23 protein-coding genes, 2 tRNA genes and 1 riboswitch are annotated in these 20,885 nt (G+C 42.6%); of the genes, 2 read left to right on the plus strand and 23 right to left on the minus strand.

The window, feature by feature from the left end:
• Positions 1 to 214 precede the first annotated feature (214 nt).
• From DWY37_RS06970 to DWY37_RS07030, 13 genes are all read right to left on the minus strand, one after another.
• A tRNA-Ser gene (locus DWY37_RS06970) sits at positions 215 to 304 on the minus strand.
• A 29-nt stretch (positions 305 to 333) separates the two neighbouring features.
• Positions 334 to 419 (minus strand) — tRNA-Ser (locus DWY37_RS06975).
• Positions 420 to 566: 147 nt separating this feature from the next.
• A complete protein-coding gene (gene ispD, locus DWY37_RS06980) occupies positions 567 to 1,280 on the minus strand; it encodes a 2-C-methyl-D-erythritol 4-phosphate cytidylyltransferase (RefSeq protein WP_117842247.1) in 714 nt (237 codons plus the stop codon).
• Positions 1,280 to 2,311, minus strand: coding sequence for a tRNA (adenosine(37)-N6)-threonylcarbamoyltransferase complex transferase subunit TsaD (tsaD, locus tag DWY37_RS06985; RefSeq protein ID WP_022243534.1), 1,032 nt, complete (start codon positions 2,309 to 2,311; stop codon positions 1,280 to 1,282). Before tsaD ends, ispD begins: the two co-directional genes overlap by 1 nt.
• Positions 2,298 to 2,894, minus strand: coding sequence for a DUF6715 family protein (locus DWY37_RS06990; protein ID WP_118542336.1), 597 nt, complete (start codon positions 2,892 to 2,894; stop codon positions 2,298 to 2,300). Before DWY37_RS06990 ends, tsaD begins: the two co-directional genes overlap by 14 nt.
• Positions 2,895 to 2,896: 2 nt before the next feature.
• Complete coding sequence (locus DWY37_RS06995) at positions 2,897 to 3,808, minus strand: ribonuclease Z (protein ID WP_118542334.1); 912 nt, start codon at positions 3,806 to 3,808, stop codon at positions 2,897 to 2,899.
• 17 nt (positions 3,809 to 3,825) lie between these two features.
• Positions 3,826 to 4,020, minus strand: coding sequence for a hypothetical protein (locus tag DWY37_RS07000; protein ID WP_117698929.1), 195 nt, complete (start codon positions 4,018 to 4,020; stop codon positions 3,826 to 3,828).
• Between the two features lie 72 nt (positions 4,021 to 4,092).
• Positions 4,093 to 4,527, minus strand: a complete 435-nt coding sequence (gene rimI / locus DWY37_RS07005; protein ID WP_117947709.1) for a ribosomal protein S18-alanine N-acetyltransferase — start codon at positions 4,525 to 4,527, stop codon at positions 4,093 to 4,095.
• Positions 4,514 to 5,221, minus strand: a complete 708-nt coding sequence (gene tsaB / locus DWY37_RS07010; protein WP_118542332.1) for a tRNA (adenosine(37)-N6)-threonylcarbamoyltransferase complex dimerization subunit type 1 TsaB — start codon at positions 5,219 to 5,221, stop codon at positions 4,514 to 4,516. The genes rimI and tsaB overlap by 14 nt, the downstream gene beginning before the upstream one ends.
• Positions 5,218 to 5,649: a tRNA (adenosine(37)-N6)-threonylcarbamoyltransferase complex ATPase subunit type 1 TsaE gene (gene tsaE / locus DWY37_RS07015; protein WP_022243540.1), complete on the minus strand. Its 432-nt coding sequence runs from the start codon at positions 5,647 to 5,649 to the stop codon at positions 5,218 to 5,220. Before tsaE ends, tsaB begins: the two co-directional genes overlap by 4 nt.
• A 12-nt stretch (positions 5,650 to 5,661) precedes the next feature.
• On the minus strand, positions 5,662 to 6,165 hold the full coding sequence (locus tag DWY37_RS07020) for a YcxB family protein (protein WP_117947710.1): 504 nt from the start codon (positions 6,163 to 6,165) through the stop codon (positions 5,662 to 5,664).
• A 98-nt stretch (positions 6,166 to 6,263) separates the two neighbouring features.
• On the minus strand, positions 6,264 to 6,908 hold the full coding sequence (locus DWY37_RS07025; protein WP_022243542.1) for an ECF transporter S component: 645 nt from the start codon (positions 6,906 to 6,908) through the stop codon (positions 6,264 to 6,266).
• Positions 6,909 to 7,027: 119 nt separating this feature from the next.
• Positions 7,028 to 7,176: riboswitch (FMN riboswitch) on the minus strand.
• Positions 7,177 to 7,252: 76 nt separating this feature from the next.
• Positions 7,253 to 9,394, minus strand: coding sequence for a Tex family protein (locus DWY37_RS07030; RefSeq protein ID WP_118542330.1), 2,142 nt, complete (start codon positions 9,392 to 9,394; stop codon positions 7,253 to 7,255).
• A gap of 142 nt (positions 9,395 to 9,536) precedes the next feature.
• Here DWY37_RS07030 and DWY37_RS07035 point away from each other — a divergent pair, with 142 nt between their 5' ends.
• The gene (locus DWY37_RS07035; RefSeq protein ID WP_118542328.1) at positions 9,537 to 9,959 is read left to right on the plus strand and encodes a DUF4190 domain-containing protein; all 423 of its coding nucleotides are present in this window, start codon (positions 9,537 to 9,539) and stop codon (positions 9,957 to 9,959) included.
• Between the two features lie 65 nt (positions 9,960 to 10,024).
• Here the strand turns inward: DWY37_RS07035 and DWY37_RS07040 are convergent, their stop codons facing one another.
• Both DWY37_RS07040 and DWY37_RS07045 read right to left on the minus strand, forming a co-directional pair.
• Positions 10,025 to 10,846: a DUF975 family protein gene (locus DWY37_RS07040; RefSeq protein WP_117698933.1), complete on the minus strand. Its 822-nt coding sequence runs from the start codon at positions 10,844 to 10,846 to the stop codon at positions 10,025 to 10,027.
• 18 nt (positions 10,847 to 10,864) lie between these two features.
• Positions 10,865 to 11,335, minus strand: coding sequence for a hypothetical protein (locus DWY37_RS07045; protein WP_242995117.1), 471 nt, complete (start codon positions 11,333 to 11,335; stop codon positions 10,865 to 10,867).
• A gap of 154 nt (positions 11,336 to 11,489) precedes the next feature.
• Here DWY37_RS07045 and DWY37_RS07050 point away from each other — a divergent pair, with 154 nt between their 5' ends.
• Positions 11,490 to 11,942 carry a DUF2752 domain-containing protein gene (locus tag DWY37_RS07050; RefSeq protein ID WP_118542326.1) on the plus strand — a complete coding sequence of 151 codons (453 nt, stop codon included), beginning with the start codon at positions 11,490 to 11,492 and terminating at the stop codon, positions 11,940 to 11,942.
• Between the two features lie 206 nt (positions 11,943 to 12,148).
• On the opposite strand, the gene glpK is transcribed toward DWY37_RS07050, so the two are convergent.
• The 8 genes from glpK to prfB form a co-directional block, all read right to left on the minus strand.
• Complete coding sequence (gene glpK / locus DWY37_RS07055; protein ID WP_118541390.1) at positions 12,149 to 13,663, minus strand: glycerol kinase GlpK; 1,515 nt, start codon at positions 13,661 to 13,663, stop codon at positions 12,149 to 12,151.
• 69 nt (positions 13,664 to 13,732) lie between these two features.
• Positions 13,733 to 14,932: a homoserine dehydrogenase gene (locus DWY37_RS07060; protein ID WP_118541392.1), complete on the minus strand. Its 1,200-nt coding sequence runs from the start codon at positions 14,930 to 14,932 to the stop codon at positions 13,733 to 13,735.
• A gap of 7 nt (positions 14,933 to 14,939) precedes the next feature.
• Complete coding sequence (locus DWY37_RS07065) at positions 14,940 to 15,383, minus strand: ACT domain-containing protein (RefSeq protein WP_117947715.1); 444 nt, start codon at positions 15,381 to 15,383, stop codon at positions 14,940 to 14,942.
• A gap of 184 nt (positions 15,384 to 15,567) precedes the next feature.
• Positions 15,568 to 16,392, minus strand: a complete 825-nt coding sequence (locus DWY37_RS07070) for a TPM domain-containing protein (RefSeq protein WP_117696730.1) — start codon at positions 16,390 to 16,392, stop codon at positions 15,568 to 15,570.
• The gene (locus DWY37_RS07075; RefSeq protein ID WP_118541394.1) at positions 16,386 to 17,480 is read right to left on the minus strand and encodes a TFIIB-type zinc ribbon-containing protein; all 1,095 of its coding nucleotides are present in this window, start codon (positions 17,478 to 17,480) and stop codon (positions 16,386 to 16,388) included. Before DWY37_RS07075 ends, DWY37_RS07070 begins: the two co-directional genes overlap by 7 nt.
• A gap of 18 nt (positions 17,481 to 17,498) precedes the next feature.
• Positions 17,499 to 18,836 carry an SPFH domain-containing protein gene (locus tag DWY37_RS07080; RefSeq protein ID WP_118541396.1) on the minus strand — a complete coding sequence of 446 codons (1,338 nt, stop codon included), beginning with the start codon at positions 18,834 to 18,836 and terminating at the stop codon, positions 17,499 to 17,501.
• Positions 18,837 to 18,872: 36 nt separating this feature from the next.
• Positions 18,873 to 19,631 (minus strand): TIM44-like domain-containing protein, encoded by a 759-nt coding sequence (locus DWY37_RS07085; protein ID WP_117696722.1) that lies wholly within the window; start codon positions 19,629 to 19,631, stop codon positions 18,873 to 18,875.
• A gap of 1 nt (position 19,632) precedes the next feature.
• Positions 19,633 to 20,761 (minus strand): peptide chain release factor 2 gene (gene prfB, locus DWY37_RS07090; protein WP_416906631.1). Its coding sequence is split into 2 segments (ribosomal slippage): positions 19,633 to 20,697 and positions 20,699 to 20,761, totalling 1,128 coding nucleotides; the frame shifts between segments, so codons are not numbered across the junction.
• Positions 20,762 to 20,885: the final 124 nt, after the last annotated feature.

A 20,885-nucleotide genomic window follows, 5' to 3' on the forward strand; every position in this document is an offset into this window, starting at 1 on the left:
GTTTTTCTCAAAATCTTTCAAGGTTATTTCACTGTTCAGTTATCAAGGTTCTTGACCAGTTCTGTGAGCTCTTTTGCTTCGTTCTCACCGGTCAGCTTGTTTATATTATCACAGGACTCTTTCTTTGTCAACAACTTTTTTTACTTTTTTTGACTTATTTTTTGCAGTCGTAAAATCCATTGTCGAACGTCCGCATAATCATCTCACAAGCGAGCGGAGAAGGAGGGATTTGAACCCTCGCGCCGCTGTTAACGACCTGCACCCTTTCCAGGGGTGTCCCTTCGGCCAGCTTGGGTACTTCTCCGAATCAGTTTCCAATTATTAAGTTGGAAGCGGAGAGAGTGGGATTCGAACCCACGCGCCCTTGCGGACAAACGGTTTTCAAGACCGCCTCGTTATGACCACTTCGATATCTCTCCATATTGATACGCTTCAAATCAGCGCAAAAATGATTCTATCATCAAATAGATAGCATGTCAACAATTATTTTCATTTTTTCAAAATCATTTTTCAAAATTTCAAAACATATTCATTTGATTTCCCATTGGTGCCGGATGGTTCATTTTCTATGAACATACACCCTTACCAGGATTTCCTGCATTCAGCATAAACTCCGCCATTTCCAAATCTTCCGGTGTTGTAATCTTAAAATTGCGATAGCTCCCATCTATTACATATACCGGAACTTTTCCATACGCCTCCACTACCATTGCATCATCTGTAACATCTTCTCTTCCATCCGCTATCATCTTCTGATAAGAATCATAAATCAGGGAATAAGAAAATGCCTGCGGTGTCTGTACCGTATAAAGGCTTTTTCTTGGTGGGGTATCCTCCACTTTTCCATTTTCATCTACCTTTTTTATGGTATCCTTTACCGGCACAGCTGCAATACACGCCCGCTTTTCCCGTACTTCATCCATCGTGCGGCGGATGACTTTCTGTTCAATAAACGGGCGTGCCCCATCATGAATCAATACATAATCCGTATATTCACACGCACTTAAGCCCTGAAAAACAGAGTGGTAACGTTCCTTACCACCCTTTACTATCTTCGTTACTTTATGCAATTTATATTTTTCTACAATTTCTTTCCGGCAGTATTCCTCTTCTCCTTCACCGGTTACCAGTACGATTTCATCTACCGGGCTTTCTTCAAATGCCTTAAGGGTATAATAAATCACCGGCCTCCCACAAAGAAGCAGATACTGCTTATGGACAGAGCTTCCCATGCGGCTTCCTTTTCCCGCAGAAAGCACGATTGCTGTATACTTTGCCATTAACGTTCTCCTAATTTTAAGTTTGGTACTGCATTCAAATCAAGTCCGGAACGGATTCCCGCCCGGTAATCATAATATGCTGCTGCACCTATCATTGCTGCATTATCGGTACAGAGAATCGGCGACGGATGATAAAATGCCACATTTCTCTTCCGGCACTCTTCTTCCATTGCTCCTCTTAAGGTTCCATTAGAAGCCACTCCTCCCGCAATAGCAAATTTATCAATCTGATATTTTTCAATGGCATGCATGGCATTTCCCACCAGCACATCAATAACCGCTTTCTGGAAAGATGCTGCAATATCTGCCTGCACAATCTCAATACCTTTCATTTTACAGCTGTTCAGATGGTTTAAAACAGCAGACTTTAAACCACTGAAGCTGAAGTCATACTCCCCATCTGCAATCTTCGGTCTTGGGAATTCCACAGCATGAGGATTTCCTTCATGTGCTACTTTTTCAATCTTTGGTCCACCCGGATAGCCTAATCCGATTGCTCTCGCCACTTTATCAAAGGCTTCACCTGCTGCATCATCCCTGGTTCTTCCAAGTATCTCATATTTTCCATAATCCAGTACTTTTACCAGATGTGTATGACCGCCGGATACCACAAGACATAAAAATGGTGGCTCTAACTCTTTATTTTCAATATAATTTGCGCTGATGTGTCCCTCAATATGATGCACACCTACCAGCGGAATATTTCTTGCATAACTGATTGCTTTTGCTTCTGCCACACCAACCAGGAGGGCACCCACTAATCCCGGTCCATAAGTTACACCGATTGCGTCTATATCTGCCCAGTCTGCCTGCGCTTCCTGCATTGCTTCTGTTATTACCTGATTAATTTTCTCAATATGTTTACGGGATGCAATTTCCGGAACCACACCTCCATATAAGGTATGTAATGCAATCTGGGATGAAATGATATTCGATCTCACATCCCTTCCATTTACTACAACTGCTGCCGCAGTCTCATCGCAGGAACTTTCTATTGCAAGAATTGCAATATCTCCTTTATTTTTCTGCATCACCATTGTCTCCTTCCAGTGCCACAAATCCTAATATTTTCCAGTCCCCATTCTCATCCTTACGCAGCACATATTCCTGGTTAGCCCGGTTATATGCCTTGGTAGAGCGCAGGAAATAAGATGCCGTCACATAGGCACAATCACTTCCATCTACTTTCTTATAAGCCACTTCATCTGTATCGCAGACAGATGCTGTTGCTATAATCTTACTTTCTGCTTTATAAGCCGCAATATCATTCTGCATCTGGGTTGAAAATGTATCCTGCGGATTGTTTTCCAATAACTCTTCATCCATCAGTGCACGCATCTTCTCCAACAGCTTCTGGTACTGCTCATCATCATAAGTTTCATTATAAAGGCAGAGCAGAATCCTATTATAATATTTGATTACAGCACGAGGTGACGCCGGATAATCCTTCTCTAAATTTTTACTTAAAACAGAGGTTATCTCATCTGTTTCTCCTGTTGTTTCCACACTTCTTGGTGAGCGGTTTGTCAGATAATAATAAAATCCGGCCACAATTCCAACGCAAATCACACCTATAATAACTGTCTTAATTATGCCTGCTGTACGTTTCTTCATGTTTACGCCTCCTCAAAATCCAGTGTAACACTCTTTCCATCTTTGCCTAAATATGCATTCGAATATATCTTCCTTACAGCATCCATATAGTCTTCGCCCCTTACAAGGGACGGGCTGAAGTGGGTAAGCCACATTTCTTTCACCCCGGCATCCTTGGCAAGATGTGCTGCTTCATAAAAAGTCATATGTTTATATTGTTTCGCTTTTGCAAGTTTCTCTTTTTCTGCATACATACCTTCACAGATAAATAAATCGGAATCTTTGGCATTTTTTGCAATGCTCTCCGTCGGGCGGGTATCAGTACAATATGTCAACTTGATGCCTTTTCTTGGCGGGCCTAATACCATTTCCGGCAGATAGGTCTTGTCCTCTTCTTCAATAATTTCACCTTTTTGCAGGCGGCTCCAGTATTTCTGCGGTATCTGCCGTTCTAATGCATGTTCCACCGAAAATCTTCCAGCCCTTGGGATCTCCAAGGTATAGCCGTAGCAGGTAACATTATGGTTCACCCGGAAAGCATGGATCGTATATCCCTTTAATTCTATAGTCTCTTCCGGTTCCGTCAGTTCTATAAATTTAATCTCAAAAGGCAGTTCCGGTGCAATCACACGCAGTGCATTTACCACACGTTCCAGTCCCTTTGGTCCAATCATCGTCAGTGGCTCAGTTCGTTCTGCATTTCCCATGGTCAGAAGAATTCCAGGCAGTCCGCTGATATGGTCCGCATGGTAATGTGTAAAGCACATAATATCCACCGGCTTAAAGCTCCAGCCTTTTTCTTTTACTGCAATCTGGGTTCCTTCGCCACAGTCAACCATCAGACTGCTGCCATTATATCTTGTCATCAGTGAAGTCAGCCAGCGATATGGCAATGGCATCATTCCACCGGTTCCTAATAAACAGACATCTAACATTCTATTTCCTCAGCTCTCTATACAATTTCTGTTACTTCTTCCATTAAAGGCGGTATCACAAACTGTTTTGTCCATTCATCAAAGCAGGACTCGCATACACGCAGTTTGCTTTTCACACCATCCTTAGTAGAAAAATAATTCCATTCTTTTTCTATATAAATATAATCCTGTTTTCGTTCTTCGATTTCTTTTCCACAACAATTGCAAACCATTTCTCATCCTCCGTCTCTTATCTTGTGGTTCTCTTTCATTATAGAACCATTCCAATAAATTTGCAGTGGAAATTACTGGACCCTGCTCATGATATATGCATCCTCTGAGGGCTTTTCATAAAAATTCTTTCGAGTTCCAAGTACAGAGAATCCAAGTTTCTGATACAGGCGAATGGCAGGCTCATTGGATACCCTTACCTCTAAAACATACCGGCTAATACCATGTTTTCTACCCTGCTGCATTAGTTCTGTTACTAGTTGTTCCCCATAACCTCTGTTTCTGCAGGCTTCACTTATTGCCACATTGGTAATCTCACCTTCATCTAATGCCATATACATTCCACAATATCCTAAGATGGAACCCGCTTCTTCTGCCACCAGAAAAATCACATGGTTCATGGCAAGAGCATCGCGAAATCCCTGCTCGCTCCATGGCTGTGAAAAGACTTTTGCCTCTATGGCTGCTACATCAAAAACATCTGCCTCTGACATTCTACGAATTTCCATGCTGTTCCATCCTCTCGCGTTCTGCCTGGGAAAGGCGCAGATATTCCGGTTTGTGTTCTTCTGCAGATTCTAATTTACCTGCTTTGTAATATTCTTCTCCTAAAGCTGCAACAGCTGCTGCACGCTGCTTATTCACATGTGCCGGTGCAAAGGAATATGGCACTTTACAGTTTTCTTCTATATAAGTGGTAAATACCGGGACACCATCTCCCAAAAATACAACCGGAGCATTGTTTTCATTTATCTTTGCTACAATCTCATCAATTCCCACAACGCACTGTGGGCACAATACCTGCATTTTTTTGTCTTCAAACTGATATAAACCAGTATAGGTCTGGTTTCTTCTGGCATCCATTAATGGACAGATAATATCTCTATGCCCATAGAGGTTGTATGCCAGTGCATCCACGGTCGGTACGGATATCAGCGGCTTATCCAGTGCAAGTCCCAATCCTTTTGCTGTTGCAGAGCCAATCCGAAGTCCGGTAAATGAGCCCGGGCCCGCTGCAATTGCAATGGCATCTAATGTATCCAAATCCAGTTCTATCATTTTCGCAAGTTCATCTAACATTGGCAGCAAGGTCTGTGAATGTGTTTTCTTATAATTTACAGTAAATTCTCCCAACAGCACATCATCTTCTACTACTGCTACGCTGGCTACCAGTCCGGAGCTATCCAATCCCAATATTTTCATCGTTCCACCTCTTCTATTGTTATCCTGCGATAATCAAATCCTTTTTCCAAATCTTTCTCTATTGTTATCTGCCGGTAATGATCCGGTAAAATTTCTTCAATCAGATTTGCCCATTCTATCATGGTCAGACCATTTCCATAAAAATAGTCCTCATAGCCGATTTCATCCATTTCCTCAATATCCGCAATCCGGTATACATCAAAATGATAAAATGGCATTCTTCCTTCTTCATACTCCTGCACAATAGTAAAAGTCGGACTGCAGATAGGTTCTGTTATCTCCAAACCCTTGGCTATTCCCTGGGTAAAAACGGTTTTTCCTACTCCCAAATCTCCGATTAATGTATACACTTCTCCCGGCTTTGCTTCCCGTCCAATCTGTTCGCCTAACTTTTCTGTTTCTTCTGCCGAAAATGTTTCATATACCATATACTTTTCTTCCTATCTCTTCTTCATACAATTCTGGTGCTTCTTCAAATTCTTATCTGCCAGTTCCTTCAACGCCGCATACTGTCCGCCTACAATTTCCATGGGCAGGATATATGCATTCACGCGGCTGCTGTAAATCAGAACATTATGCTTTGTTGACACCATTTTATAAATCTGTTTCCACTCCAGCAGGGCATTTTCTTCTCCCAGAGATACATGGACACCTTCATCATCCAACATATAATGCAGCGTACTTTTCAGTGCCTCTGACATGGAAATCTGTCTTGCCGCCCGCATTTTCAAGGTTAATGGAAAATAAAAAAGAAAGACAATGCCAAATATGATGTAAAGCACCGTATACATGGTATCTACCTTTCCATAGGTTCCCACTGCGGCTACAAATCCAAGCACCGCTGCCAAGATGGAAAAGATTCCGGTAAAACTGGTATATATATGATACATATTAAACCGGTACATATCGTTCGCTGTTATTTTTACATCAAATTCAATTGGCATTGTCTTTCCTCCTGCTTACTTTTCTGATTGAAGTATAGCATTATTTTCGGGAATAGACAAACTCTTTATCAATTTTGTGTCGGGCAAAAAAGGGACGTCTAATTCTTACGGCTGTTGGTTCCTTTGATGATTGGTGAAATATGTTTATAAATCAAAAATGTAATTCCAACACTAATCATACCTTTTAAGAAGGTGAATGGCATATTAAATACTACCAGACACTCCAATAAATTATCCATATGTCCGCCTACTGCAGAAGCGATTGCATTGTAAGCACCAATAATGGCATCTTCCGGCATAAATGCTGTATAGAACGGATATACCAGGAAATAGTTTGATACCACACTGAATACTGCCATGAAAAGTGCTCCTGCTAAAGAACCGATTAATGCACCTTTGCGGTTCTTCTTAAATTTGTAAATCAGTCCTGCCGGAAGCACAAACGCTACTCCAAGAATGAAATTGGACAATTCTCCAACACCACTTGTGGTTGTAATAGTCAGATGAATCAGATTTTTAATCAGGCAGATTACAATTCCGCTGACCGGTCCCATGGAAAATGCTCCAATCAATGCCGGAAGTTCTGAAATATCCAGTTTGATGAAGTTTGGCATAAACGGAACTGCAAAATCAAGGAACATCAGGATGAACGCAATAGCTGAAAGCATTGCTGTCATCGTCAGATATCTTGCATTTACACCTGTTTTTACGTTGCTGTTTGTTGTTACACTGTTTGTACTCATTTCTTTTACTCCTTTTTTCTTTACTTTTAGCTCTTGCAAGGGATGTCCGGAGTATTGGTGTACCATAAAAGCCCCGGATAAAACTATCCGGGGCACGCAAAATAATCACCTTAATGGTCACTTATCTTCTCCCATCCAGACTATACTGTCGGTTTTGGATTTTCACCAAATCAACTGCAATACTGCAGTTCACGGACTAATGTGTCATGCACAATCACCGTCGGTCGGGAATCTATGCTTCGCATATCACCCTGCCCCGAAGACTTCCTATTCAATTACTATGGGTTTATTGTAGAACTTCGCTTTTTCCTTGTCAATACCCAATTTTATCTGTTACCTTTTATTTACAGTTTCATAGTAAGCTGGATTCTCTGTTTCTTAAGGTCTACGCTCATTACTTTTACTTCTACAATATCTCCCACGCTGACCACTTCCAGCGGATGTTTGATATAGCGTTCGCTCATCTGGGAAATGTGTACCAGTCCATCCTGATGTACTCCGATGTCCACAAAGGCACCGAAGTCAATGACATTACGGACGGTTCCTTTTAATACCATTCCCGGGGTCAAATCCTTCATTTCCAGTACGTCACTCCGCAGAATCGGCTTTGGCATATCTTCCCTCGGATCTCTTGCCGGCTTTTCCAGTTCCTTTACAATATCCCGTAAAGTAAGTTCTCCTACTTCCAATTCTGCTGCCAGTTTCTTATAATCTGAAATCTTCTTTGAAATCCCGGTTAATCCGCCACCGCTTATCTCTTCTTCTGAATATCCTAATTTTTCCAAAAGCTTTCTGGTTGCTTCATAACTTTCCGGATGCACGCCGGTTGCATCCAACGGATTCTTTCCACCAGTAATACGAAGAAAACCGGCACACTGTTCATATGCCTTCGGTCCTAATTTTGCCACTTTCAAAAGCTGGCTTCTGGATGCAAATTTTCCATTTTCTTCCCGGTATGCCACGATATTTTTCGCAATCACTTTGCTGATACCGGAAATGTATTCCAACAGGGATACGGATGCGGTGTTTAAATCTACACCAACTTTATTTACGCAGTCTTCTACCACGCCGCCTAAGGCTTCACTTAATTTTTTCTGGTTCATGTCATGCTGATACTGACCGACTCCGATGGATTTCGGATCAATTTTAACCAGCTCTGCCAGCGGATCCTGCAACCGTCTTGCCATGGAAGTGGCACTTCTTTGTCCCACATCAAAGTTTGGGAATTCCTCTGTTGCAAGTTTACTTGCAGAATATACGGAAGCCCCTGCTTCATTTACGATAATATACTGTACTTTTACCGGAATCTCTTTTAATAAATCTACAATAATCTGCTCCGACTCACGGGATGCTGTTCCATTTCCAAGAGAAATCAGTGTAATATGATACTTGGAAATCAGTTTCTTTAATACTACTTTTGCTTCCTCTACCTTATTCTGTGGTGCTGTCGGGTAAATGACTGTCGTATCCAATACTTTTCCGGTCGGGTCTACCACTGCAAGTTTACATCCGGTACGAAATGCCGGGTCCCAGCCAAGTACAACCTGTCCTGCGATTGGCGGCTGCATCAGAAGCTGCTCTAAGTTCTTTCCGAAAACTTTGATTGCTCCGTCTTCTGCCTTTTCCGTAAGGTCACTTCGAATCTCACGCTCGATTGCCGGTGCAATCAGACGCTTATAGCTGTCTTCGATTACTTCTTCCAAAACAGGTCTGGTTATGGCATTATCTTTGGTTATTACCTTTTTCTGTAAATACGGAATAATCTGTTCTTCCGGCACTTCTACTTTTACTGTCAGTATTTTCTCTGCCTCTCCACGGTTCAATGCCAGCGTACGATGTCCTGCCATTTTTGTAATCGGCTCATCAAAATCATAATACATTTCATAAACAGATTCTGTTTCCGGATCTTTGGCAGCAGATACAATCCGACCATGTTTTACGGTAAGGTCACGGATGCGGATACGATAATCTGCTTCATCGGAAATACGCTCTGCAATAATATCTTTTGCACCTTCTAAGGCTTCCTCTGCAGTATGAACTTCTTTTTCTTCGTTGATATATTTTGCTGCTTCTTCTAAGATTGGAGTCTTAAGCATCTGAAGACTGATTACATTTGCCAGCGGCTCTAAGCCCTTCTCTTTGGCGATGGTTGCCCTGGTTCTGCGCTTCGGTCGGTATGGACGGTACAAATCATCTACGACTACCAGTGTCTGTGCTTCTTCTATCTGTTTCCGCAGTTCGTCCGTCAGCTTGCCCTGTTCTTCAATGCTGGCAATAACCTGTTCTTTCTTCTCTTCTAGGTTTCTAAGATAAGTCAGCCGGTCAAATAAGTTACGTAATATTTCATCATTTAATGCGCCGGTTGCTTCTTTTCGATACCGGGCAATAAAAGGAATGGTATTTCCTTCATCAATTAACTGAATTGCTGCCTGTGCCTGATTTTTTCTGATTCCAAGTTCTTCGGCAATTTTTGCTGTTATGTCCATCTTGTATTTCCTTTCCTGTTGATGCGTTTGCGCTCATTATAGCACATCAGGCATTTCTGCAAAAGGGAAGATTTTGGGTTTTATTGTTTTTTCCAGCAGAAAATGGTATACTGTATTTATTCACGATTTGAGGAGGTTTTTTATGGATTTTCAACAGCAGTCAAACGGCTATCAACCAAATCCCAATTATTCATATAATATGAACCAGGCACCACAACGTAATTACATGGACAAACGTTCCACCGGACTTGCCACCGCATCCATTGCTCTTGGCATTGTCTCCATTGTAACTTTCTGCTGCCTGTATGCAGCACTGCCTTGTGGGGCACTTGCCATTATTTTAGGACTTCTTTCCCGTGGCGGCGAGATGACTTTTTCCACCACCGGCAAAATCGGTATCGTCCTTGGAATTATCGGTCTTGTACTTACTATTGCACTTTATACTTTCGTCATTGTCATGATGTTTACCAACGCCGATTTCATCAACCAGATGTCCAATGGAAATACCGCTGATTATAACGAACTGATGCGGCAGTTTAATGAAATGAATCAAATGTACCAGTAAATATATGCAAAAGAAAAATGCCAGGAAACCAATTCTGATTTCCCGGCATTTTTCTTTTCTTATTTTTATACCGAAGCACTCCACGTACTGTACTGCGGATTCTGCTGTTTTGTTCCGTATGGGTCTGTCTGGTTTTCTGTCCGGTCTAATTCTCCTGTAATGTCACGATAGAATGTCACCTGTGTCTGCGTATAGTATGGTCCAATCCACAGGAAGCCAATTCCAAATGAAAGGAGGCCAAGGAAAGACCAGCCAAGGAAGCTTAACATGATATAGAAGTATCTTCCCTTGTTGCCCTGCATCAGTGCTTTACTTTCCCTCATTGCCTGCCGGATTCCTTTGGTATTATCCTCAAGCAATATCAAAAACAGCATGGAATATTTTAAGGAAAGAATAAATGCGATCACTTCTCCTCCAATTCCAAGTACACACATAGCTACTACATAGCCAATAAAAATCCCCTCTGTGATTTTCATGCTGCCGGAAATGGCAGTTACATACATTCCAACAGAGACTGCGATTGCCGGAAGCATCGGAATTAATACCACAACCATAAATAAAAGGTATGCCAGAATGTATTTATCCGGATGATGATTGAATCCATAGAACATATCGGTAAACTTATATGGCTGCTTTCTTCCCATTCGCAGGGCAATCTGGAGAATTCCTATATTTAAAACAACCCCCAGCAATGCCAGTACAAATGCTGCCACATAATAAATTGCCCACTCCATTTTTCCGGAATACGGAGTCAAATTCCAGGAAAAGAACATGGTCGGCAAAGTTACGATTAACTGCGATACTACCATGGCTCCCATTGGCAATCCATAATGTCCGGTAAGATTTTCTCTTGCTATACGTTTTATTTCTGCTGATTTTCTTTTCATCTATCTCATGCTCCTGTTTTATTTTCTTGTGTCGATTCTGGCTCCGGTCAGATCTGCCGCATCCTGGCTCTTCCGCTCCTGCTGATATGGGTTCGCTTCGTTCGGATACTTAATGGTGGTATTGGTCTCTCCGCCTGCCACATATACTCTTCCGCACTCCGGGCATACGCCGGTACGAAGTGTTACGCTTGCAGATACCACCTGACCATTTCCTTCTGCTGCTTTGGTATAAGCATTGGAAACATGTTCTGCCTCATGGGCTGCCACACGGATTCCCGCCGCCTCCGGAGAGATGTGGGAAGCTGATTTAAAAGAAACATTCTCGTTGGAACCATCCTGATATTTCCGGTTCTTACAGGTCTGGCATTCGCCTTTGCTGCCCTCTGCCACCCCGGTACTCTTCGCATCTGTGTCAGTTCCGACCCCATATGTATGATTGTACCCGGTATCATATCCTATATCTTTCGGATTCCATCCATCAATCTGCATAAACCACTCCTCCTTCCAAAGTCTGAAAAAAGTGCCTCTTTTTATTATACACATATCTTGGGTGAAACACAATAACTTTGACTTTCCCTTATGACAATTGTATACTACCAACAGATTCTATATTTTGTTTGAATACTGATTTGCGAGGGTTTATATGGAAAAGAAAAAAACGTCCACTGCTATGGACAACGGATTATATATCACCGGCTGGTGCATCATAGGCACTCTTCTTCTGCTGGTGCTTTTTATAAAAGCAACGAATATCCAGCTTTCAAAATATCTTTTCCCCTGTGTGCTTCACAGCCTGACCGGACTATACTGTCCCGGCTGCGGTGGCACCAGAGCGATAGCTTTTTTACTGCATGGGGATTTCCTGCACTCACTGGTTTATCATCCCTTTGTGCCATATACCTTTGTGCTCTGCACCTGGTTTATGATTTCCCAGACTATTGAGCGGCTCTCTAAGGGAAGGCTTCGTATTGGCATGCATTTCCGGGAAGTATTTCTTTGGATTGCACTGGCTATTATTATTATAAATTTCATTGTGAAAAATGCGGCTCTTCTATTCTTTCAGATTGATTTTATGCCGCTGACGCATATATCATAAGGTATTATATATCAAAACCTATAAGGAGCTGCCACCGACAGCTTTTTCGAACGCTTAACGAGAAAAAAGAATGTGCCTTGGCACATTCTCGCGCCTGCGGCGGTCGCTTGCGACATCTACCTTATACGCCGCAGTGCGCATCCTCGCGGAGCGTTTTTTACTTTACAGGAAAGCAATTTCCTGTAAAGTGAAGAAGAGGAAGCGGCTTACGCCTCTTCCTCTTCTTCTGTATCTTTTGCCCATCCGAAGGCATATTTTACTGCTTTCTTCCAGCCTTTTAATTTTTTCTGTCTCTCTTCTTCTTCCATCTGTGGATGAAATACCCGCTCTATCTGCTGGTTCTTTATCACATCTTCTTTTGTCTTCCAGTAGCCTACTGCAAGTCCTGCCAGATACGCCGCACCTTTTGCTGTTGTCTCTACACATGCCGGACGGTTTACCGGCGCCTGTATCATGTCTGACTGGAACTGCATCAGGAAATTATTGGCACTGGCTCCGCCATCTACATTTAAGGAACGGATTTCGATTCCAGCATCCGCTTCCATGGCAGAGATAACTCCTTCCACCTGATAAGCAATAGATTCCAGAGTTGCCCGGATGATATGATTCTTATTGGTTCCTCTGGTAATTCCTACAATTGTTCCTCTTGCATACTGATCCCAGTACGGAGCACCCAGTCCGGTAAATGCCGGAACCACATAACAGCCATGTGTTCCTTTTACTTTGGTCGCCATATACTCTGAATCCGATGCGGAGTCAATGAGACGCATACCATCACGCAGCCACTGGATTGCCGCACCTGCCACAAAGATAGAGCCTTCCAGTGCATAATTTACTTTTCCATCCAGCCCCCAGGCAATGGTGGTGACCAGTCCGTTTTCTGAAAATACCGGACGTTCTCCTGTATTCATCAAAAGGAAACAGCCTGTACCATATGTATTCTTCGCTTCTCCTTCGGAAAAGCAGGTCTGTCCGAATAAAGCTGCCTGCTGGTCGCCTGCTGCACCGGCAATCGGTATCGCACTTCCGAAATATGCCGGGTCTGTATAACCATAAACACAGCTTGATGGCATCGGCTTTGGCAGCATGCTCTCCGGAATATCAAGTTCTGCCAGAATATCTTTATCCCAGGTTAATGTGTTTATATTAAAAAGCATGGTTCTTGATGCATTGGAATAATCGGTTACATGTGCTTCCCCTTTCGTCAGTTTCCAGATCAGCCAGGTCTCTACCGTTCCAAAGAGCAGCTTTCCTTCTTCCGCTAATTTCCTTGCACCCTTCACATTATCTAAAATCCACTTGATTTTCGTTGCCGAGAAATAGGCATCAATAATCAATCCTGTTTTCTTACGATAGGAATCTTCCAACCCCTTTTTCTTTAATGCATCTGCAATATCAGAGGTCCGGCGGCACTGCCAGACTATCGCATTATAAACCGGTTCTCCGGTCTCTTTGTTCCATACAATTGCCGTCTCTCTCTGGTTGGTGATTCCAATGGCTGCAATATCTGCTGCCGTAGCACCAATCTTAGACATTGCCTCTACTGCTACCCCAAGCTGCGTCGACCATATCTCATTGGCATCATGTTCTACCCATCCTGGATTCGGAAACATCTGACGAAATTCTTTTTGTGCCATACTGCAGATTTCACCGGCTTCATTAAAGAGAATACACCGGTTGCTGGTGGTTCCGGCGTCTAACGCCATAATAAATTTTGACATAAAAATACCCTCCTGAAATTATATTTATACCCTTAGTACAATTATAATTTCGAAGAGGGTTTTTCGCAACTATTTTACACGAATCATCTGAAGAATATCAGCAAGTTTTGCTGCTTTCTCTTCATATGCTGCTTCTGTCATTTCTTCTGTTACAAATCCAAGTTCGCCGTTTACACCTTCTGCTGCAACAAACTCAACTGCTCCGAATGCATTCTTTACTGCTGTTTCGTCTGCTTTGGTACGGACAAAGAAACGGTTGGTTACCATCTTATAATCTGCAAGCTCTAATTTCTCCGGTCTCCATTCCATTGGAAGGTTGGTGTCTTTGAATTTTGCAATTTCAACCATATCAGCCACAACAGCACTGGCGGTTGGAAGTTTTCCTGCTCCACTTCCGTAGAACATTGCATCTCCTAATACATTACCATGTACAAAAATTGCATTAAATACATCATTTACCGGATACAATGGATGCTCCTGTGGAAGCATACATGGAGATACCATTGCACAGTAGCTGTCTCCTACTTTACGGCTGGTTGCCAGTAATTTAATGGCTTTACCCATTGCTTTTGCATATTTGATATCTGTTGCACTGATTTTGGTAATTCCTTCCGTATGAATGTCATTGAAGTCTACCTGTTGTCCGCATACTAAAGAAGTTAAGATTGCAATCTTACGGCATGCATCAAAGCCTTCTACATCGGCAGTCGGATCTTTCTCTGCATATCCTTTATCCTGTGCATCCTTTAATACATCTGCAAATTCAGAACCCTCTACGCTCATCTTGGTAAGCATATAGTTGGTCGTTCCATTTAAAATACCAGTAATCTCTTCAATTACATCTGCAGTCAGGCAGGAATTTAACGGGCGGATAATCGGGATTCCGCCTCCTACGCTGGCTTCAAACAGGAAATTCACATTTTTCTCTTTGGCAAGTGCAATCAGTTCTGCACCTTTCTCTGCTACTAATGCCTTATTTGAAGTTGTTACATGCTTTCCTGCCTCTAACATGGCACGGACAAAAGTATATGCCGGCTCTACACCGCCCATTGTCTCAACTACCATGCCAATTTCAGGGTCTTCTGCAATTACTTTGTAATCATGCACAATTTTATCCTGAATCGGGTCTCCCGGGAAATCCCGTAAATCCAGAACATATTTTACTTCGATTGCTTCGCCTGCACGTTTTGCAATGCTGTCATGATTAATGTTTAATACTTCTACTACTCCGGAACCAATTGTTCCATATCCCATTACTGCTGCTTTCATTGTTGTTTCACTCCCTGGCTAATATTTTCAGATAATGTATTCCAGCCTGTCCTTCAATCTTATCTACCATCTGTGACAAATCTCCTGTCTCCGGCAGAATATCAATACTCAGTGTCAGGGATGCAATCCCGTTTACCGGTATGGACTGGTGGATAGTTAATATGTTGGCATGAAATTCTGCCACGATATTCAAAACGGTTGATAATAATCCCGGCGTATCATCCAGCTGGATTACCATCGTAATTGTTCTCCCCTTCGCATTGTCGTGAAATGGAAAAATATCATCTTTATACTTATAAAATGAACTCCGGCTGATATCCACCTGCTCGGCTGCTTCCTGTACGGATGTTACGCGGCCAGATTCTAAAAGACGTTTCGCTTCCACTACTTTCAGCAATACCTCCGGTACAGCCTTCTCTTTCAACACAAAATACTTCGTATTCTCTGCCATATTCCCCTCCGACTGTTTGTGGTACAAATACAACTGTTCTCACCAGAAAGATGATAGCACATATACACAGCCATTACAAGTAAATTTCTCTTTTTTATACAAAAGTACCCATATGGAACCTTTTTCGGATTCCATATGGGTAAATTGACGAATTTTTATATTTGCTTTCCTTATCCGAAAGCTCTTAGAATTTACGGCTTCCGCCTCCGGTGCTTCGTCCTCCTGCTCCGGTATGTACTGTTGTTCTGCCTGAACTGCTTCCGCCTCCACCAGAAGATTCCCTCTGGATATGACGATGGGTTACTACCTGATTTACAAAGCGGTCAGTACGGTTTGTAAGATTTACATGGCTGTTCTTGTGGTAATCATATTTGTACTTATCAAAATGCAGGCGGTATTTTCCAATGGTGATTCCACAAAATGCACCACCGATACCCAATGCCACCAGTAAGGTAATCAGAATTTCAAACCAGGTCAGCGTATTTTTCTCGTAGTAATCATACTCCCCGGTTTCTTCATCGTAATTATACTGACCGGTTGGCACGCCCTGTCCATAATAATATTCTGCCTCATCAATCATTGCCTCCATGGCATCTGCATACTCTGCATCTCCCATATAATTGAAGCCTTCATCCAGAATACTTTCTACTCTTTCATCCGTATAATAACGGTTTGCTTCTCCAAAATGAACCACTGCGATTTCACGGTTATCCATGTCAATGACAAAAGCAACGCCATCCATGCCGGTGGCATACTGGTCAAAGGTATTCTCTCCATACTCCTGGGAAGTATACCCCTGCGCATCCTCTGTGGTAAATGCATAGATTTCCCAGCCGGTCTCACTGGAAAAATCGCCGATTTTTTCACTGATGGAATCTGCTTCACTCTGGGTAAAAAGCTCTGCGTCATCATAGACGAAGTCTGCCTTTGGCTCTGATGCCATAACAGGAACAACAAATAACATACTGCATAAAAGCAGTAACGGTACAATTATCTTTTTCTTTACCATATCAGCAGCCCTCCTAACAATCCAAGTACCAGCACTGCTGCTGATATGATTCCACTAACCAGAGTCAGTTTCTTATAATCTACCGGAAGTTCTCCACATACTTTTCCAGTCTGACCATTCATGGAATAGTAATACATCTTGCCATTATTGGCGCGATAGGTGATGGTCCAGATTGGAAGAAGCACATAATTCCAGTTCTCACTGCCATTAGAAAATCCGCAGTTATGTACCTTCACACCGTCATAGCCGGATACACTTTCCCGCAAGAGCCTGGTTGCATAATCCTTTGTCTCTCGTCTAGCTTCCTCTGCTACGCCTTCTTTTTCAATATCACGCTTCTCTGCCTGGAAGCCGGAAAGATACCCCATGGAGAAATCCTTCATCTTGTCAAACTGATATGGCAGTACACCCTCTACCAGCTCTTTGTTGGCTTTCTGTAATGCATTCAATTCCAGATTGGAAAGAGATACATCTCCGCCACGTTCTACTTCATAGAATTTTGTCTCGGTATATTCTTCATCTCCGGAACGCCATACCCGGACACGGGTTGCCTCTGCCGAAAGATTACCATTCACCCTGGTATCATAAATCCAGAATGGGAAGTATACACCAGATAATTTATCAATTTGTTTCTTATTGAAAAATGCCTTTGGAACAAACTTTTTCCTGCCTACATATTCCATAAAACGTTTTTCTGCTTCTTTACGGTCAATTGCAAACGGAATTACCTTATTCGGCATATAGTTTCCAGATAATCTTCCGGAAAGCACTACCGGATTGTGGCAATAATAGCAGAAGGTTGCCGCCGTGGTTGCATCTGTTACAATCTGTGCACCACAGCTCGGGCAGGTATAAATGACTGCTTCTTCCTCTGTCTTCTTCTCTTCCTGTGTTCCGTCTGTATTCTCAGAAGCCTGGCTTCCATCCATGCTACCGGCAGTTTTTTCCTTTTCCTCCGCCGGCTTCATGGCATCCAGTTCTTCCTGTGTAAATTTTGAGCCACAATATTCGCATTTATATGCGCCGGAAGCAGGGTCAAAAATCAGTTCGCCATCACAATTCGGGCACTTAAAACTAATTACTGACATGCAGTGCTCCTTCCTCCATTATGGTCTCTGTTTTCCACAATTGCTGCAGAATTTTCCGGTATTTACTGCTCCACATTCGCAGGTCCAGTCTGCTACCGGAGCCGGTTTTCCGCAGTTAGTACAGAATTTTCCGGTATTTGTTGCTCCACACTCACAGGTCCAGTCTGACTTTACTGCCGGTGCAGGAGCCGGTTTTCCACAGTTACAGCAGAATTTTCCGGTATTTGTTGTTCCGCATTCACAGGTCCACTCATTGCCTGCCGGTGCTGCTGCCTGCTGTGCCGGAGCTGCCTGTTGAGCCGGTGCTGCCTGCTGCACGCCTGCTACTCCGCCTGCCATCTGTGTTCCATTATTCATCTGCTGGTTCTGCTGCATGCCTGCAGTCATCTGATTTAAGCTGTCCATGCTGCTGTTGAATGCATTCATTCCCATTCCAACACCCATAAATCCGGTCATTGCACCGGCTGCATTAGAACCTGCATCACGGATACCTTCCGTAATATTTCCAACAGCAATACCACGCATTACATTCGGGTCACTACCCATCATTGCACCTTTATTGCGCAGATTGATAAGGTTAGTGGATTCCTCGTCGTAAGAGATGCTTGCAATACCTACTGCCTGAATCTCCATACCACGCATCTGGTTCCATTCCTCATCAAGAGTTTCTGACATGTATTTACTCAGCTCGCGTCCCTTGGATGATACATAGGAAATGCGGACACCATCTGCAGATAACTGATTGATGGATGTCTGTAATGCTTCTAAGAATTCAGAGATATACTGTTCATTGATATCTGTGATTTCTACCCTGTCTTTGTTTCTTGGAATTGCTTCTGCATAGAAACGAATCGGGTCTACAATCTTAATGGAATAAGTTCCGTGTGCACGCAGGAACAATTCTGCATTGTAGAAATTATCAAAATAGTTAATCGGATTTCTTGTTCCAAATTTGATTCCCTTGATTTCCTGAAGATTTATAAAGAATACCTTCTGTTTATCCGGTGTCTGACCACCAAATTTGATACGTGCGAAGGAATCTTTTAAAGTATCCTTTAACTGTCCGTTAAACAGGGATGGCAAAGAAGAATTATCTACTTTGTAATATCCCGGTTCTGCAGTATAGTCTACGATTTTTCCACCATCTACTAACATCATAAACTGATTATCATATACATGGATGATAGAACCATTAGATACGGTATCATCCGTTCCCTTTGTATTCTGTCCGCGGCGAATCAACACACCTCTGGTAAAGACGGTCTGATCTCCCATATCATCCGGCTCGATTACCTCTAACCACTGATCTGCAAAACTTCCTCCAACTGCCTGTGCTACTGCTTTAATTAAACCCATAACAAACCTCCTGTTTTCTTATGTTATATATTTTCATTACACCTTTTGGTATGTAACTTCGTAAAAATGCTGCAGAGACCAAACCTGCATATTGATTGGTATTACTTCACTGCCACAGAACTCACAGTATTTCGCTCCAAGGGATGTAACCGGAGCACCGCAGTGCGGGCAGGTAAGTCCTACCCCTTTATCAGCACTGACTTTGCTCTCATCTTGGATATACATCAGTTCCATGTTGTACTTGGTCTGTTCTAACAAATCTTTTTTACCGGAAATCAGTTTTCCGTCTTTTTCTTTATAGTGAATATGCTCCACTGCACTCTGTAGTGTAATAATGCATTTTCCCTTTTGTTTTTCATATCTGGCAATCTCAGTCTGATGAACACGGATACGTTCATATACCTCATTTACACCTGCTGTCTGATTCTGCTCAATTCTTGCTGCCACTTCTTCTTTAAGTGCTTCCGACAGGCTCTCTGCCCTTCCTATACTATGTGCGGAAATTGCCATCAATGACAATTTCAATGCATCTTCTGCCTTATTTTTAAACTGCACCCAGTTAAATTCCGGGAAATCCCGCTGTATCTGTGGTTCTAATAATCTTGTCATTCCGGATACGGAACATGGTGTGACAGACAGTTCCTCTTCCTGTTTCTTCCAGCCTTCCACTAAAGAATCTGTTCCAAAGAGATCCTGTGAGAATTTCCTTACTTTATTTTTCACATAGAAAACCACGCCTGCTATCACTCCCACAATGACAAGAATAATGACCAGTGGTATGATTACTTTTTCCATCTTACTCTCCCATCTTCTCCGGACAACCCAGTGACAGCCACTTTAAATATCCATTGATGAAAATATCAATATCTCCATCTAATACTGCATCTGTATTTCCCGTCTCTACGCCGGTTCTGGTATCCTTTACCATAGTATACGGCTGCAATACGTAGGAGCGTATCTGATTTCCCCAGCCAATTTCTGTGACTTCACCACGGATATCTGCTGCTTTATCTGCATTTTCCTGCTGTTTCAATAAATACAGCTTGGATTTTAACATCTGCATTGCCTTGTCTTTATTCATGTGCTGGGAACGCTCATTCTGGCAGGTTACTACAATTCCCGTCGGAAAATGGGTAATCCGGATTGCTGAAGATGTCTTATTGATATGCTGTCCACCGGCTCCGCTGGAACGGTAGGTATCAATCCTTATATCTTCATCCTTTACTTCAATATCAATGTCTTCTTCAATATCCGGCATCACATCACATGATACAAAGGAGGTCTGACGCTTTCCTGCCGCATTAAACGGTGAAATCCGCACCAGACGGTGTACGCCTTTTTCTGATTTCAGATAACCGTAAGCATTTTCTCCGTTTACCTGAAAGGTAATGGATTTGATTCCTGCTTCATCTCCATCTAAGGAATCCAGTACTTCAATGGCAAATCCTTTATCGGATGCCCATCTTGTATACATGCGGTATAGCATGGATGCCCAGTCACAGGATTCTGTTCCACCTGCTCCTGCATGCAAGGATACAATTGCATTGTCTTTATCATATTCTCCGGATAACAGGGTTTTGATCCGAATCTTTTCAAACGCTTCTTCGTATTCCTTTATCTCTTCTTCGATCTCCGGAATCAGGGAAACATCATTCTCTTCATCTCCCATCGCAATCAGTGTTTCAATGTCAGAAAGTTTCTCTTCCAGCTGTGCACAGACTGCCACGTCATCCTTATAGCTTTTTAACTCTTTCATCTTCTGCTGGGACACTTCTGCATCATTCCAGAAATCTGGTGCTTCCATCTCCCGTTCCAATTCTTCGATTTTTTTTGACTTATCTGCTAAGTCAAAGTGAATCCCTCACTTCCTGCAGTGGAGCCTTATAGGTTCCCAATTTGTATCGGTATGCGTCCAATTCAACCACAGTATCACCAACTTTCTTATATTCTTATGATTTTCTGTATAACAAAGAATGTGCCTTGGCACATTCTCGCGCCTGCGCAGTCGCTTGCGACATCTACCTTATACGCCGCAGTGCGCATCCCCGC

This window comes from Roseburia sp. AF25-13LB, assembly GCF_003478915.1.
GTDB lineage: Bacteria > Bacillota > Clostridia > Lachnospirales > Lachnospiraceae > Roseburia_C > Roseburia_C amylophila.

Coding starts and splice junctions, on each gene's coding strand:
- ispD (WP_117842247.1), bottom strand. CDS start 1,280: ATGGCAAAGTATACAGCAATCGTGCTTTCTGCGGGAAAAGGAAGCCGC.
- tsaD (WP_022243534.1), bottom strand. CDS start 2,311: ATGCAGAAAAATAAAGGAGATATTGCAATTCTTGCAATAGAAAGTTCC.
- DWY37_RS06990 (WP_118542336.1), bottom strand. CDS start 2,894: ATGAAGAAACGTACAGCAGGCATAATTAAGACAGTTATTATAGGTGTG.
- DWY37_RS06995 (WP_118542334.1), bottom strand. CDS start 3,808: ATGTTAGATGTCTGTTTATTAGGAACCGGTGGAATGATGCCATTGCCA.
- DWY37_RS07000 (WP_117698929.1), bottom strand. CDS start 4,020: ATGGTTTGCAATTGTTGTGGAAAAGAAATCGAAGAACGAAAACAGGAT.
- rimI (WP_117947709.1), bottom strand. CDS start 4,527: ATGGAAATTCGTAGAATGTCAGAGGCAGATGTTTTTGATGTAGCAGCC.
- tsaB (WP_118542332.1), bottom strand. CDS start 5,221: ATGAAAATATTGGGATTGGATAGCTCCGGACTGGTAGCCAGCGTAGCA.
- tsaE (WP_022243540.1), bottom strand. CDS start 5,649: ATGGTATATGAAACATTTTCGGCAGAAGAAACAGAAAAGTTAGGCGAA.
- DWY37_RS07020 (WP_117947710.1), bottom strand. CDS start 6,165: ATGCCAATTGAATTTGATGTAAAAATAACAGCGAACGATATGTACCGG.
- DWY37_RS07025 (WP_022243542.1), bottom strand. CDS start 6,908: ATGAGTACAAACAGTGTAACAACAAACAGCAACGTAAAAACAGGTGTA.
- DWY37_RS07030 (WP_118542330.1), bottom strand. CDS start 9,394: ATGGACATAACAGCAAAAATTGCCGAAGAACTTGGAATCAGAAAAAAT.
- DWY37_RS07035 (WP_118542328.1), top strand. CDS start 9,537: ATGGATTTTCAACAGCAGTCAAACGGCTATCAACCAAATCCCAATTAT.
- DWY37_RS07040 (WP_117698933.1), bottom strand. CDS start 10,846: ATGAAAAGAAAATCAGCAGAAATAAAACGTATAGCAAGAGAAAATCTT.
- DWY37_RS07045 (WP_242995117.1), bottom strand. CDS start 11,335: ATGCAGATTGATGGATGGAATCCGAAAGATATAGGATATGATACCGGG.
- DWY37_RS07050 (WP_118542326.1), top strand. CDS start 11,490: ATGGAAAAGAAAAAAACGTCCACTGCTATGGACAACGGATTATATATC.
- glpK (WP_118541390.1), bottom strand. CDS start 13,663: ATGTCAAAATTTATTATGGCGTTAGACGCCGGAACCACCAGCAACCGG.
- DWY37_RS07060 (WP_118541392.1), bottom strand. CDS start 14,932: ATGAAAGCAGCAGTAATGGGATATGGAACAATTGGTTCCGGAGTAGTA.
- DWY37_RS07065 (WP_117947715.1), bottom strand. CDS start 15,383: ATGGCAGAGAATACGAAGTATTTTGTGTTGAAAGAGAAGGCTGTACCG.
- DWY37_RS07070 (WP_117696730.1), bottom strand. CDS start 16,392: ATGGTAAAGAAAAAGATAATTGTACCGTTACTGCTTTTATGCAGTATG.
- DWY37_RS07075 (WP_118541394.1), bottom strand. CDS start 17,480: ATGTCAGTAATTAGTTTTAAGTGCCCGAATTGTGATGGCGAACTGATT.
- DWY37_RS07080 (WP_118541396.1), bottom strand. CDS start 18,836: ATGGGTTTAATTAAAGCAGTAGCACAGGCAGTTGGAGGAAGTTTTGCA.
- DWY37_RS07085 (WP_117696722.1), bottom strand. CDS start 19,631: ATGGAAAAAGTAATCATACCACTGGTCATTATTCTTGTCATTGTGGGA.